This window comes from Streptomyces sp. NBC_00358, assembly GCF_036099295.1.
Lineage (GTDB): Bacteria > Actinomycetota > Actinomycetes > Streptomycetales > Streptomycetaceae > Streptomyces.
Window position 1 is genome coordinate 1,768,232 of record NZ_CP107976.1, and the last position, 13,061, is coordinate 1,781,292.

Genomic DNA, 13,061 nt, shown 5'->3' on the forward strand with positions numbered 1-13,061 from the left:
CCCGGGATCCGGTCGGCGAGCCGGGGACAGGCGGGTGCCTTCGTCGCGACGAAGACACCCCGGCCCGGAGCCGCACCGCGAGCCGCTCGGCTGAACGCCGTCGCCCGCCCGCGCCCACATGCCCGCCGGGGCTGTCGGCCGCCACCCCTCGCGGTGCGGTGCCCCGGCCCGGGCACCGCACCGCTCAGGGCTCAGAGCTCAGAGCTCCAGCCGGGCGACCCTCCCCTTCTCGCCGGAGGCCCAGCAGCCCAGATCCGGGGCGCAGTCCACCGTGTCGTACGAGCCGGTGTCGAGGGTGCGCCAGGTGCGGCCGCCGTCGGTCGTCAGGTCGGTGCCGGTGGGGCCGACCGCGAGGGCCGCGGTGCGGCTGCGCGGCAGCCAGGCGACGCCGGAACGGTAGGCGGGCGGGGGCCGATCGGCCGTGGTCCAGGTGCGGCCGCCGTCGGGGGTGGTCGCGGCGGCCCTCGGTGAGGCCTGGTCGGCGCGGTAGTCGCCGCCGACCGCGATTCCGTGGACGCGGTCGCGGAAGGCCAGGGCGAAGACTCCGCGCGCCGGATCCCCGGCGGGCACCGGTGTGTCGGCGGCGGTCCAGGTCAGTCCGCGGTCCGCGGAGTGCAGCACACGCGCGCGTGCGCCCCCTCCCGTGGCCAGCCACACGTCCCGGGGCCCGGAACCGACCAGGCACTGGCCGCTCGCCGCGAAGCCGGCCTCGCCGTCCTGCGCCGCGGGCATCCCGTCACGGGGAAGCACCTTCCAGGACCGGCCGCCGTCGCTGGTCGACAGGATGCGGAACCGGCCGTCCACCGGGTCGCTCATCGCCAGGCCGTGGCGCCGGTCGAGGAAGGTGAGGCAGTCGTAGAAGGCGTTGGCGTCGGTGTTGCGGAAGGACTCGGTCCACGTGGCGCCGCCGTCCTCGGTCCGGTAGACGCGGGACGCCTCGCCCTCGCCGATGGCCAGCACCACCGCCCGCCGCGCGTCGAACGCCTCGATGTCGCGGAACTCCAGGTCCGCGGCCCCGGGCGGCGACACGTTCCGCCAGAGCGCGCCGCCGTCGGTGGTGCGCAGCACGGTGCCCTTCGAGCCGGCCACCCACGCGGTGTCCCGGCTGACGGCCGACAGTCCACGGAAGCGCGCGTCCGTACCGCTGTCCTTGAGCGCCCAGTGCGGCCCCCGCGCCGCCTCGTGCGCCTGCGCGGGGCCCGCCACCGCGAGGGCCGCGGCGAGCGTGGCCGCCCCCAGTCCCACGGCGACCGTCCGGCTCGTACGTCTCGTCTTCCCCAAGCCCCTCATGGCGGGCGAAGCTAGTGCAGTCCCCCGTTGGCGTCCAGATGGCGTCCCCCGGGAACCCCGGAGCCCGCCCGGGTGTCCTCATGGGTGTCCGGTGCGTGCGGAACGGAAAGAGATCACCCCGGCCCGGAAAAAAGTGGATCTCCGTCATGCATGACCTCGGTGACAGAGGTCACTTGGCTCAGAGGTGCACGCGCCGGGTCATTCTTCCGTCTCTTCAATTGACCGGCTTCATCCGCCCGGAGTTCGATCAGCCGTCACAAGGGAGCAAGGCGTTGTCCACCGTCATCGAGCAGCCCGTAGAGGCCCGCCTCGTCGCCGCCGCGCCGCGGATGCCGAGCATTCCGGCCACGCTCCACTACGACCGGACCGACCCGTTCGCCGTCCGCATGACCTTCCCCGCCCCCGCCACGCTCGAAGGCGTGGAGGTCTGCTGGACCTTCGCCCGCGAGCTGCTCGTGTCGGGCCTCGCCGACGCGGTGGGGTACGGCGACGTACGGGTGCGGCCTTACGGATACGACCGCACCGTGCTGGAGTTCCACGCCCCCGAGGGCACCGCCGTGGTGCACATCCGCTCGGGCGAGGTGCGCAACTTCCTGCAGCAGACCACCGAGTTGGTGCCGGTCGGCCTGGAGCACCTCCAGGTGGACCTGGACCACGATCTGGCGGAGCTCATGCGGGGCACCTGCTGAAGGGGCGCCGGCACCGTCGACGTTTCTCAGCCTTCGGCGCGGTCAGCCGACGCGGCCCATCAGGGCGTTGAGTCCCGCGTAGTCGAGCCCGTCGACCGGCGCCCCGCAGGTCCCGGTGCCCAGCAGCTCCCGCGCGGCACGCCGGACCAGGGCGTGCGCGGCCACCGCGATGCTCGAACCCGCGCTGATCCGGGCGACGCCGAGCGCGGCCAGTTCGGCGACGGAGGGCGCTCCGGGGCCCACCAGGATGTTCAGCGGGCCCTCGATGCCCTCGGCGAGCGCCTTGACGGTCACCGGGTCGACGACTCCGGGGACGAAGACGCCGTCGGCTCCCGCCGCGAGGTAGGCGGCAGCCCTCCGCAGGGTCTCCTCCACTCCGCCCGCGCCGCGCAGGAACGTGTCGGTGCGGGCGTTGACGAACAGCGGTACGCCCGCAGCGTCGGCGGCCGCGCGCGCCGCCGCGATGCGCTCCGCCTGCTCCTCCACCGCGCGCAGCGGCCCGGTGCCCTCCGTGTGAAGGGCGTCCTCGATGTTCACACCCACGGCGCCCGCCGCGAGCACCGCTCGGACGGTGTCCCCCACACCCCGGGCGTCGGGCGCGTACCCGCTCTCGATGTCCGCGCTGACCGGCACCCGCACCACCGCGGCGATCCGCGCGACAGCCGCGAGGACGCTCTCCCGGTCCAGCCGGTCCCCGTCCGCCGTCCCCAGCGACCACGCCAGCCCCGCGCTGCTCGTCGCCACCGCGCCGGCGCCCGCCTCCTCGACGATCCTGGCGCTCCCCGCGTCCCAGGCGTTCGGCAGGACGAGGGGGCGGCCGGGGACATGGAGGGCGCGGAAGGCGAGGGCGGTCTCGCGGAGCTGCTCGGTGTCGGTCATGGGAGAACCCAAACACGGACCGCGCGAGGGAGCTGGCAGGAATCCGCCATGTACGTGAGGGCACCGCACCCACCCGGGAACCCTCGTCCACGCGACGCCCGGCTCCCCGGCTGCCCTTCCGCAAGCTGCCGTCCGGTGGCCGGACACGCGTGAACACGTCGCCGCGCGCGGTCCGCGTTCCCGGGGCACGCCGCGTCCGGGGACCCCGTCCCGCACGCGTGCCCCGCGGGAACGTGTGTTCCCGCGGGGCACGCCTCGGACCGCGTTCGTTCAGTTCGCCGTGGTCGCGGCCGTGGCGGAGGCCGTCGTGGCCGCCACGACCACCGCCGTACGCACCTCCTGGACGACCTTCCTCAGGGCGGGGGCGGCCGCGCCGCTGCGTTCGGAGAGCTCGTCGATACGGGCCCTGTGGAGTTTGCGCTCCTTGGCCGTCGCCAGGGTGCGGAGCTCGGCCGCGGTGGCGAGGGCCACGAGGGCCGCTTCGCGGTCACCGACCTCGGAGACCGGCACCGGCCCCTCCAGTACCTCGCGCGCCTCCGCGCGCAGGGCCTCCACGGCGGACACCCGGTCCAGTTCGTACTCCACGGAGGGGAAGATCCCGAGGACCCGCTTCTTCTCCGCCCGCAGGTATCCCTCGGCGGCGAGCTGGGCGCGGACGGCGTCCAGGGTGACCCTCGCCCGACAGGTGACCCACGGCTTCCATCTGCGGGGACGGGACTCCGCGACGAGTTCCAGGAGCCCGTCGAGGACGAGGTCCCCGGTCCGGGAGTCGGGGTCCACGGGCGTGACGATCCCGTCGTCGTCGACGAGCAGCCCGCGCTGTGCGAGTTCGGTGAGGGCGCCGGCCCGCACCAGGTGATGGAGGTGGGTGGACCCGGCGATCCTCCGTTTCGTGGTGTCCCACGACAGGAGGTAGAGCCGGGCGGGCAACGAGAGCGGGCCGTTCGGCACGGGATCTCCTTGGGTCGTCGGGGGCGCGGTGCGGTGCGCCGCGGGCGCTTCAATTCCTTTGACAGCCCACCGGGCCGCTCGTACGGTGTTCAGCGGTTCTGTTGCCGTCGAATGGAGAAGGACGTTGCTCGTCTGAGGTCTGAGACACCGCGTCACACCCAGCCGGATCCGTGATCTGTCCGGCCCGCGTGTGCGCTGCGTGCGACCTCGGCGTTCGAGCCGTCCTTGGGTGCGGAGCCTTCCTCTCGCTCTCCTCCGAACCGGATCGTCGTCGCCTCGCGGTGTCCCGTACGCGTACCCCCGACCGCATCCAGCAACCGCGAGGCTCTCATGTCAGCGTTCCCCACCTCCATCACCTGCACCTCCCTGTCCTTCGCCTGGCCGGACGGCACCGGCGTCCTTGACGGCCTCCAGGTCGCCTTCGGACCCGGCATCACCGGGCTCGTCGGGGTCAACGGATCAGGAAAATCAACCCTGTTGAAACTGATCGCCGGAGAGCTCGCCCCTGCCGACGGCACCGTCCGGGTCACCGGCGAGGTGGGCCATCTGCCGCAGAACGTCACCCTCGACACCGCCCTGCGGGTCGACGAGGCGCTCGGCATCTCCGCCGTCCGCGCCGCCCTGCACGCCATCGAGGCGGGCGACGCGGCCGAGGAACACTTCGGCGTGGTCGGCGACGACTGGGACGTCGAGGAGCGGGCCCGCGCGACCCTCGGCGAACTCGGCCTCGGACACATCGAGTTGGACCGAACGGTCGGCGAGGTGTCCGGCGGCGAGTCGGTGCTGCTGCGGCTGGCCGCACTTCTGCTGCGGCGGCCCGACGTCCTCCTCCTCGACGAACCCACCAACAACCTGGATCTGTACGCGCGACAGCGGCTGTACGCGGCCGTGGAGGCCTGGTCGGGGGTCATGGTCGTGGTCAGCCACGACCGCGAACTGCTGGACCTGGTCGACCAGATCGCCGATCTGCGGTCCGGCGAGGTCACCTGGTACGGCGGCAACTTCTCCGCGTACGAGGAGGCGCTCGCGGGCGAACAGGAGGCGGCGGAACGCATGGTGCGGGTCGCCGAGTCCGATCTGAAGAAGCAGAAACGTGAACTGGTCGACGCCCGGCTCAAGTTGGCCCGGCGCAAGCGGTACGGGCAGAAGATGAACGAGCAGAAGCGCGAGCCGAAGATCGTCATGGGTGCGCGCAAGCGGGCGGCCCAGGAGTCGGCGGGCAAGCACCGCATCCTGCACGAGGCCAGGCTCAGCGAGGCGAAGGAACGTCTCGACGAGGCGGTGGAGGCCGTACGCGATGACGACGAGATCCGCGTCGACCTGCCGTACACGGCCGTTCCGCCGGGCCGCGAGGTCCTCACCCTCGACCGGCTGGAGCTGCGGTACGGCACCCGGGTGGACGGCGTGTTCGATCTGCGCGGGCCCGAACGTATCGCGCTGACCGGGCGCAACGGCTCGGGCAAGACGACGCTCCTGCGCACGATCGCCGGGGAGCTCGACACCGTGTCCGGTGAGGTCCGCGCCCATGTGCCGCTGCGCTTCCTGCCGCAGCGGCTCGATGTCCTCGACGACGCGCTGACCGTCGCCGAGAACGTGGCCCGGTTCGCGCCCGCCGCCACCAACAACCGGATCCGGGCCCGTCTCGCCCGCTTCCTGTTCAAGGGCGCGAAGGCCGATCAGCGGGCGGCGACGCTCTCCGGCGGCGAACGCTTCCGTGCGGCGCTCGCGGCCCTGATGCTGGCCGACCCCGCTCCACAGCTCCTGATGCTCGACGAGCCGACGAACAACCTCGACATGGCGAGCGTCCGCCAGCTCACCACGGCGCTGGAGTCCTACGAGGGGGCGCTGATCGTCGCCAGCCACGACCTGCCGTTCCTGGAGTCGATCGGCATCACGCGACTGCTGCTCCTGGAAGGAGGAGAACTGAAAGAAATCGCTCCGGAAACTGTCGGGTATTCCTCCTAGTGCGGGGCGCGGGGGCGGCCTAGCGTCGGGGGTGGGTGGTGCGCGGCGTCAGGCCGGGGGGTTTTGCGCGCGCGAACCGCGCTGCATGATGTTGCGCCGACACCCCCTGCCGATTCGGAGACCCACTCGTGCCCAGCCAGAAAGCGCTCGTACGCCGGCCCAGCCCCCGCCTCGCCGAGGGGCTGGTGACGCACATGGAACGCACCCCGGTGGACATCGACCTCGCGGTCGAGCAGTGGGAGGCGTACACGGAGGCGCTGCGCACGCACGGCTGGGAGACCGTGGAGGTGGACCCGGCGGAGGACTGCCCGGACTCGGTGTTCGTCGAGGACGCCGTCGTCGTCTTCCGCAACGTCGCCCTGATCGCCCGTCCCGGCGCCGAGTCCCGGCGAGCCGAGACCCCCGGGGTCGAGGAGGCCGTGGCACGGCTCGGCTGCTCGGTGAACTGGATCTGGGAGCCGGGCACCCTCGACGGGGGCGACATCCTGAAGGTGGGCGACACCATCTACGTGGGCCGTGGCGGCCGTACGAACGCGGCCGGAGTCCAGCAGCTGCGGGCGGTCTTCGAACCGCTCGGGGCGCGGGTCGTCGCCGTACCCGTCAGCAAGGTGCTGCACCTGAAGTCGGCGGTCACCGCACTGCCCGACGGGACGGTGATCGGTCACGAGCCGCTGGTGGACACCCCCTCGCTCTTCCCGCGCTTCCTGGCGGTCCCGGAGGAGTCCGGGGCGCACGTCGTCCTCCTGGGCGGCGGCAAGCTCCTGATGTCGGCGGGCGCCCCGAAGACCGCGGAACTGCTCGCGGACCTCGGCCACGAACCGGTTCTGGTGGACATCGGCGAGTTCGAGAAGCTCGAAGGCTGTGTGACATGTCTCTCGGTACGACTTCGGGAGCTGTACGTCTGAACGAGTGACCGTTGCATCCGTCCGGCCCATGGACCTCGACGTCCAGGGCTCGTCCGGCGCGCGCCGGGAGGTGTGCGTCTCCCGCCCGTAACACCGCTGATCAGAGGCCTTTACAGGGTTCTTAACCTACGGAGACGTAACCTACGGAGACGTAGCCTACGATGCCGTAGGTTAGCTTTTCCGCTCGTTGTCCCGTCCCTCTCTGGAGTACCCGTGACGATCACTTCTCCTGACCTCGGCAGCCCGGCAGCCGCCTGGACCGACGCTCGCCTGCTGTTCGCGCTGGAGGAAGTCGTCGAGACGGAACTGAACCGTCACCTGAAGGTGGCCAAGGACTGGATGCCGCACGAGTACGTGCCCTTCAGCGACGGCCGCAACTTCCCCGGGATCTTCGAGGACGGCGAGGCCTGGGACAAGGAGCAGTCCAAGGTCACCGAGATCGGCCGGATCGCGCTGGTCGTCAACCTGCTCACCGAGGACAACCTCCCGAGCTACCACCACGAGATCGCCTCCCTCTTCGGCCGTGACGGCGCCTGGGGCACCTGGGTGCACCGCTGGACGGCGGAGGAGGGCCGGCACGGCATCGTGATGCGCGACTACCTGCTCGCCTCGCGCGCGGTGGACCCGGACAAGCTCGAAGCGTTCCGCATGCAGCACATGAGCGAGGGCTTCGAGTCGGACAACCGCCACTCGATGCTGCACTCGGTCGCCTACGTCGCCTTCCAGGAGCTGGCGACCCGCGTCTCGCACCGCAACACCGGTCACCAGTCGGGCGACCCGGTCTGCGACCGCATGCTGGCGCGCATCGCCACGGACGAGAACCTGCACATGGTCTTCTACCGCAACCTGCTGAAGGCCTCGTTCGAGCTCGCCCCCGACCTGACCATGCAGGCCTGCCGCGACGTCGTCGTCAACTTCCGGATGCCCGGTCACGGCATGCCCGGCTTCGAGCGCATGGCCGCGCAGATGGCCATCGGCGAGATCTACAACATGCGCATCCACCACGACGACGTGCTCCAGCCGGTGCTGCGTCACCTCAAGGTCCTGGAGATCGACGGCCTCGGCCCCGAGGGCCTCAAGGCCCAGGAGGAGCTCGGCTTCTTCATGGGCGGCCTCGACGCCGAGGCCTCGAAGTTCGACGAGAAGCTCGCCGCCCGCAAGGCCCGGATGGCCGCCCGCGCCAACGCGTAGCCCCGCCCGCCGGACGTACGGCTCAGGCCGGACGGCCGACGTACGGCCGCGCCCGCGAAGTCCGCGGCCCCGCACCTCGCCCCCGGTTCACGCCGCCCCGCCACGCGCGGGGGACGTGCCCCGGGGGCTCGCGCGTTTCCGGCGGATGTCACGACGCCGCCGGTCCCCCGCTCAGGGGAGCCGCGCCCGTCACGTCATTCCAGGGCGCGCCGCAGCCCCAGGCGCTCCTTCTCGGAGAGTCCACCCCACACGCCGAAGCGTTCGTCGTTGCTCAGCGCGTAGTCGAGGCACGCGGAACGCATCGCGCACATCCCGCAGATGCGCTTCGCATCGCGCACCGAGCTGCCCGGCTCGGGAAAGAAGAAGTCCGCTCCCGTCTGCGCGCACAACGCCTGCTCCTGCCAGGCGAGGTCGGACGGGGTGATCGTTTCCAAATGCATGTTCAAGATCGTGCCTCGCGGCGAAAAACGTTCGATCAACGCGGGATCAACGCCGTGTTCCGAAGCCCCTGGCGGCCTCGATGATGGCCCCGCGCGAGGGTCCGGGGCACGGCGGCGCGCGGAGGCGGGTGACGACAATATGAATCCCCGAAGCCACCGAGAGTAACGACGGCCGCCGCTCCGGTGCGGGCTGCGCGTCCCGGCCACGATTGTCAGTGGGCGGTGGAAGACTCGGCACCAAAGGCAACGGGACCCCTCAAAGGAGGGCAATCATGCTCACCACCCGCTTCGTCAACGGTGCCCCGAACTGGCTGGATGTCGGCACATCCGACATCGAGGGCGCCACCTCGTTCTACGGAGGCCTCTTCGGCTGGCAGTTCCAGTCGGCGGGCCCCGAAGCCGGTGGCTACGGCTTCTTCCAGGTCGACGGGAAGACCGTGGCCGGCGGCATGCAGATCACCGCCGAGCAGGGACCGCCGTCCTGGAACGTCTACTTCCAGACAGCGGACGCCGAGGCCACGGCCAAGGCGGTCGAGCAGGCCAAGGGCAACGTCCTCATGCCGCCCATGGACGTGATGGGCGAAGGGCACATGGCCATGCTCGCCGACGAGGCGGGCGTGGCCTTCGGCATCTGGCAGCCGGGCCGGACCAAGGGCCTGGGCATGGCCGGCGACCCGCGCTCGCTGTGCTGGGTCGAGCTGTACACCCCGGACATCGCGGCGGCCGCAGCGTTCTACAACTCGGTCTTCGGGTGGAACACCTCGGCGGTTCCGTTCCCCGGCGGCACCTACACCTGTGTCAACCCCGCGGGGACCGAGGAGGAGGGCATGTTCGGCGGCGTCATGGCGCTCGCGGACGACCCGGTCGAGGCGAAGTCCGGCGCGTACTGGCTGCCGTACATCGAGGTCGCCGACACGGACGCCGTGGTCGCCAAGGCCCAGGAGCTCGGCGGTACGGTCCGGACGCCCGCCACGGACATGGAGGGCGTCGGCCGCATGGCCAAGCTCGCCGATCCGTACGGGGCACGCTTCGCGGTGATCAAGAGCGCACCGCAGCAGAGCTGACGCTCCCGGTCGGCGGGACCCGACGACACGGTGTCCCGCCGCCCGGTCCCGGCTCTCACCGTGGCTCGGCCGGCCCGGCCGAGGCTGCGGGCAACCCGGGCCCCGGCGCACATGACGTACGCGCGGACCTTCGACGAGGTCCCCTCGCCCCGCGGTGTGCTAGGCGGACGCCCGTCGCACCACCGTCGTCGGCAGGACCACTCCGGAGGCGTCGGACGCCCCCGGGCCTTCCGCCCGCGTGCCGCCCTCCAGCCCGCGGATCAGCAGGCGGGCCATCAACCGGCCCATCTCCTCTATGTCCTGACGCACCGTAGTCAGCGGTGGATCCGTCTGCTCGGCGATCGGCAGCATGTCGTCGAACCCGATCACGGCGACGTCCTCGGGCACCCGCCGGCCGTGCTCACGCAGCACGCGCAGCACGCCGAGGGCGGACAGGTCGTTCGCCACGAACACCGCGTCCACGTCGGGGTGGCGCTCCAGCAGCTCCCGCATCGCGCGTTCGCCGCCCGCGGGGGTGAAGTCCCCCTGCGCCACGAGCGTCGGATCGGCGTCGGCCATGACCTCCCGGTAGCCGTCCAGCCGGTCGACGGCAGACGTCTGGTCGAGCGCGCCGGTGATGTGGGCGACGCGCGTCCGCCCCAGGCCCAGGAGGTACCGAACGGCCTGACGGGCACCGCCGCGGTTGTCGCAGTCGACGTACACCGCCTCGCGGACGCCGTCGCCCCAGCCGGGCCGCCCGCCGAACACGGTCGGCACGCCAGCGCCGTGGATCAGGCCCGGCAGAGGGTCGTCGAGGTGCAGCGAGAAGACGAGGGCGCCGTCGACATGGCCGCCGGCGAGATAGCGGGCGACGCGGGCATGGTCGTCACGGCCCTCCGTGAGCAGCAGCACGAGCTGGGAGTCGTGCGCCGTCAGTTCCTTGCTGATGCCCCGGAGCTGGAGTGCGAAGAACGGGTCGGCGAAGACTCTGGTCTCCGGCTCGGCGATCACCACGGCGACCGCGTCGTGGCGCCGGGTGACGAGGCTGCGGGCGGCCTGGTTGGGCACGTACCCGAGTTCTTCGACGGCCCGGCGCACCCGTTCGACGAGCGGCTCACGGACTCCGTCCCCACCGTTCACGACGCGCGACACGGTGGCCCGGGAGACCCCGGCCCGCGCGGCCACGGCCTCCAGCGTGGGTCGCGACGCTGTCTCGGTCACGTCAGGGCACCTCCTCGGCGGATGCGGATCAGGATAGCCGCGTGACCCTCGCTCCGTGAGAGCGCTCACCGATCATCGAGAACGGCTCGAACCGGTCGTCCCCGAAGGGGACTTGGGCCCCGGGCCGGCCCGGGGGCACCGGACGTCCGGCCCGGCCGGTCCCGTCGTCGAGGACGGCCGCGCGCCGGGTACCGGCCACACCCGGGAAGCGGGGGACGACCGGCCGGGCGCGGGTCCGGACGGGCCCGATGATCCCGCCGGGGATGCTCAGTCGCCCGGAGACCCGGCGTCCTCGTGTCTGGCCCGGCTCGGCTGTACGCGCTTGGGCTCGCCCGGCATCTTCGGGTACTCGGGCGGGTACGGGAGGTCGCCGAGACCGTGGTCGTGCTCGTCGCGGCTGGCGAGTTCCAGCAGCGCCTCCAGGGAGAAGGCGTGGTCGTCCATGTCGGCGTGCACATCGCCGAGTTCGGCGAAGCGCCCCGGCATGGTCGCCAGGTCGAAGTCCCGGGGCCTGGCGTCCTGCACCTCGTCCCAGCGCAGCGGCGCGGAGACGGGGGCGTGCGGGCGGGGCCGTACGGAGTAGGCGGAGGCGATGGTGCGGTCCCGGGCGGTCTGGTTGTAGTCCACGAAGATCTTCTCGCCCCGCTCCTCCTTCCACCACGCGGTGGTCACCTGGTCCGGCATACGGCGTTCGAGCTCGCGCCCGACGGCGATGGCGGCCCGGCGTACCTGGGTGAAGGTCCAGCGCGGCTGGATCGGCACGAAGACGTGCAGACCGCGGCCCCCCGAGGTCTTGGGCCAACCCCGCAGACCGCCGTACTCGTGGAGGACCTCGCGCAGTTCGTGGGCGGCACGCACCGCGTCGGCGTAGTCCGTGCCGGGCTGCGGGTCGAGGTCGATGCGCAGTTCGTCGGGCCGGTCGACGTCGTCGCGGCGGACCGGCCACGGGTGGAACGTGAGCGTGCCGAACTGCGCCGCCCACAGCACGGCGGCGGGCTCGGTGGGGCACATCTCGTCGGCGCTGCGGCCGCTCGGGAAGGTGATGTGGGCGGTCGGGATCCAGTCGGGCATGTTCTTGGGGGCCCGCTTCTGGAAGAAGGACTCGCCGGTCACTCCGTCCGGGTAGCGCTCCAGGGTGGTGGGGCGGTTGCGGAGGGCGCGCGTGATGCCGTCGCCGACCGCGAGGTAGTACTGGGCGAGGTCCAGCTTCGTGAAGCCGCGCTCCGGGAAGAAGATCTTGCCCGGACTGGACAGACGTACGCTCCTGCCGGCCGCTTCGAGTTCCACCGCATCGCCCATGCGAGCCACGGTAGGCGCAGCTCGCGGGCCCCGCACACCGGGCGGACGGCCGCGCCACCGCGCAGAATCGAAGTATGGATCTGCCGGTGATGCCCCCCGTGAAGCCGATGCTCGCCAAGTCCGTGGCGAAGATCCCGCCGGACATGCACTACGAGGCGAAGTGGGACGGGTTCCGGGCCGTCGTGTTCCGCGACGGCGCGGAGATCGAGATCGGCAGCCGCACCGGCAAGCCGTTGACCAGGTATTTCCCCGAGCTCGTCGAAGCGTTGCTGGAGCGGTTGCCGGAGCGCTGCGTGATGGACGGGGAGATCGTGATCGCCAGGGACGGGCGGCTCGACTTCGACGCGCTCACGGAGCGGATCCACCCGGCGGACTCGCGGGTGCGGATGCTGGCCGAGAGGACCCCCGCCTCCTTCGTGGCCTTCGACCTGCTGGCGCTCGCCGACACGTCGCTGCTCGACGTTCCGCTGGGCGACCGGCGCGCCCTGCTGGTGAAGGCGCTGGCCGGGGTGACGGCGCCCGTGCACGTGGCGCCGGCGACCACGGACCGCGAGGTGGCGCAGCGATGGTTCGAGCAGTACGAGGGTGCGGGGCTCGACGGAGTGATGGCCAAGCCGCTCACGCTGCCGTACCTGCGGGACGAGCGGGCCATGTTCAAGATCAAGCACGAGCGGACGGCGGATGTCGTCGTCGCCGGCTACCGCTTCCACAAGAGCGGACCGGTCGTCGGGTCGCTGCTGCTCGGCCTGTACGACGACAAGGGCACGCTCCAGCACGTGGGGGTGAGTGCCGCGTTCACCATGAAGCGGCGCGCCGAGCTGGTGGAGGAGCTGGAGCCGCTGCGGCTGGAGGACGCGGCCGGGCATCCGTGGGCGGCCTGGGCGCAGGAATCGGCGCACGAGACGGCGCGGCTGCCGGGCGCGCCCAGCAGATGGTCGGCGAAGAAGGACCTGTCCTGGATCCCGATCAGGCCGGAGCGGGTGGCCGAGGTGGCGTACGACCACATGGAGAACGGCGCGCGGTTCCGGCACACCGCCCGCTTCCGCCGTTGGCGCCCCGACCGCACCGCCGAGAGCTGCACGTACGGACAACTGGACGAGCCCGTCGGCTACGACCTCGCCGAGATCCTGGGGCCGCGGGACTGACACGCCGGGCTCGGAACGGCCCGCTCCGCGGTCCTGTTCCGCT

12 protein-coding genes are annotated in these 13,061 nt (G+C 71.9%); 6 read left to right on the forward strand and 6 right to left on the reverse strand.

Going from position 1 to position 13,061, the window contains the following annotated elements; translation table 11 throughout:
• Positions 1-198: 198 nt before the first annotated feature.
• On the reverse strand, positions 199-1,290 hold the full coding sequence (locus tag OHT01_RS07295) for a WD40/YVTN/BNR-like repeat-containing protein (protein WP_328552307.1): 1,092 nt from the start codon (positions 1,288-1,290) through the stop codon (positions 199-201).
• 272 nt (positions 1,291-1,562) lie between these two features.
• Here OHT01_RS07295 and OHT01_RS07300 point away from each other — a divergent pair, with 272 nt between their 5' ends.
• Positions 1,563-1,979, forward strand: coding sequence for an SsgA family sporulation/cell division regulator (locus OHT01_RS07300; RefSeq protein WP_328552308.1), 417 nt, complete (start codon positions 1,563-1,565; stop codon positions 1,977-1,979).
• 42 nt (positions 1,980-2,021) lie between these two features.
• On the opposite strand, the gene OHT01_RS07305 is transcribed toward OHT01_RS07300, so the two are convergent.
• On the reverse strand, positions 2,022-2,858 hold the full coding sequence (locus OHT01_RS07305; RefSeq protein WP_328552309.1) for an isocitrate lyase/PEP mutase family protein: 837 nt from the start codon (positions 2,856-2,858) through the stop codon (positions 2,022-2,024).
• Between the two features lie 270 nt (positions 2,859-3,128).
• A complete protein-coding gene (locus OHT01_RS07310) occupies positions 3,129-3,809 on the reverse strand; it encodes a GOLPH3/VPS74 family protein (RefSeq protein ID WP_328552310.1) in 681 nt (226 codons plus the stop codon).
• 330 nt (positions 3,810-4,139) lie between these two features.
• Between OHT01_RS07310 and OHT01_RS07315 the strand changes: the two genes are divergently transcribed.
• From OHT01_RS07315 to OHT01_RS07325, 3 genes are all read left to right on the forward strand, one after another.
• Positions 4,140-5,774 carry an ABC-F family ATP-binding cassette domain-containing protein gene (locus OHT01_RS07315; RefSeq protein WP_328552311.1) on the forward strand — a complete coding sequence of 545 codons (1,635 nt, stop codon included), beginning with the start codon at positions 4,140-4,142 and terminating at the stop codon, positions 5,772-5,774.
• A gap of 128 nt (positions 5,775-5,902) precedes the next feature.
• The gene (gene ddaH, locus OHT01_RS07320; protein WP_328552312.1) at positions 5,903-6,679 is read left to right on the forward strand and encodes a dimethylargininase; all 777 of its coding nucleotides are present in this window, start codon (positions 5,903-5,905) and stop codon (positions 6,677-6,679) included.
• A gap of 213 nt (positions 6,680-6,892) precedes the next feature.
• Positions 6,893-7,870, forward strand: coding sequence for an acyl-ACP desaturase (locus OHT01_RS07325; protein WP_328552313.1), 978 nt, complete (start codon positions 6,893-6,895; stop codon positions 7,868-7,870).
• A 194-nt stretch (positions 7,871-8,064) separates the two neighbouring features.
• Here the strand turns inward: OHT01_RS07325 and OHT01_RS07330 are convergent, their stop codons facing one another.
• A complete protein-coding gene (locus OHT01_RS07330) occupies positions 8,065-8,310 on the reverse strand; it encodes a WhiB family transcriptional regulator (RefSeq protein ID WP_328552314.1) in 246 nt (81 codons plus the stop codon).
• Positions 8,311-8,582: 272 nt separating this feature from the next.
• On the opposite strand from OHT01_RS07330, the gene OHT01_RS07335 reads away from it, so the two are divergent.
• Positions 8,583-9,374, forward strand: coding sequence for a VOC family protein (locus tag OHT01_RS07335; protein WP_328552315.1), 792 nt, complete (start codon positions 8,583-8,585; stop codon positions 9,372-9,374).
• A 159-nt stretch (positions 9,375-9,533) separates the two neighbouring features.
• On the opposite strand, the gene OHT01_RS07340 is transcribed toward OHT01_RS07335, so the two are convergent.
• Positions 9,534-10,574: a LacI family DNA-binding transcriptional regulator gene (locus tag OHT01_RS07340; protein WP_328552316.1), complete on the reverse strand. Its 1,041-nt coding sequence runs from the start codon at positions 10,572-10,574 to the stop codon at positions 9,534-9,536.
• A gap of 267 nt (positions 10,575-10,841) precedes the next feature.
• Complete coding sequence (gene ligD / locus OHT01_RS07345) at positions 10,842-11,873, reverse strand: non-homologous end-joining DNA ligase (protein ID WP_328552317.1); 1,032 nt, start codon at positions 11,871-11,873, stop codon at positions 10,842-10,844.
• Positions 11,874-11,947: 74 nt separating this feature from the next.
• Here ligD and OHT01_RS07350 point away from each other — a divergent pair, with 74 nt between their 5' ends.
• A complete protein-coding gene (locus tag OHT01_RS07350; protein ID WP_328552318.1) occupies positions 11,948-13,018 on the forward strand; it encodes an ATP-dependent DNA ligase in 1,071 nt (356 codons plus the stop codon).
• Positions 13,019-13,061: the final 43 nt, after the last annotated feature.

Excerpts from the sequence above, each read along its gene's own strand:
- OHT01_RS07350 (WP_328552318.1), top strand. The coding sequence starts at position 11,948 with ATGGATCTGCCGGTGATGCCCCCCGTGAAGCCGATGCTCGCCAAGTCC.
- OHT01_RS07305 (WP_328552309.1), bottom strand. The coding sequence starts at position 2,858 with ATGACCGACACCGAGCAGCTCCGCGAGACCGCCCTCGCCTTCCGCGCC.
- OHT01_RS07315 (WP_328552311.1), top strand. The coding sequence starts at position 4,140 with ATGTCAGCGTTCCCCACCTCCATCACCTGCACCTCCCTGTCCTTCGCC.
- OHT01_RS07335 (WP_328552315.1), top strand. The coding sequence starts at position 8,583 with ATGCTCACCACCCGCTTCGTCAACGGTGCCCCGAACTGGCTGGATGTC.
- OHT01_RS07330 (WP_328552314.1), bottom strand. The coding sequence starts at position 8,310 with ATGCATTTGGAAACGATCACCCCGTCCGACCTCGCCTGGCAGGAGCAG.
- ligD (WP_328552317.1), bottom strand. The coding sequence starts at position 11,873 with ATGGGCGATGCGGTGGAACTCGAAGCGGCCGGCAGGAGCGTACGTCTG.
- OHT01_RS07295 (WP_328552307.1), bottom strand. The coding sequence starts at position 1,290 with ATGAGGGGCTTGGGGAAGACGAGACGTACGAGCCGGACGGTCGCCGTG.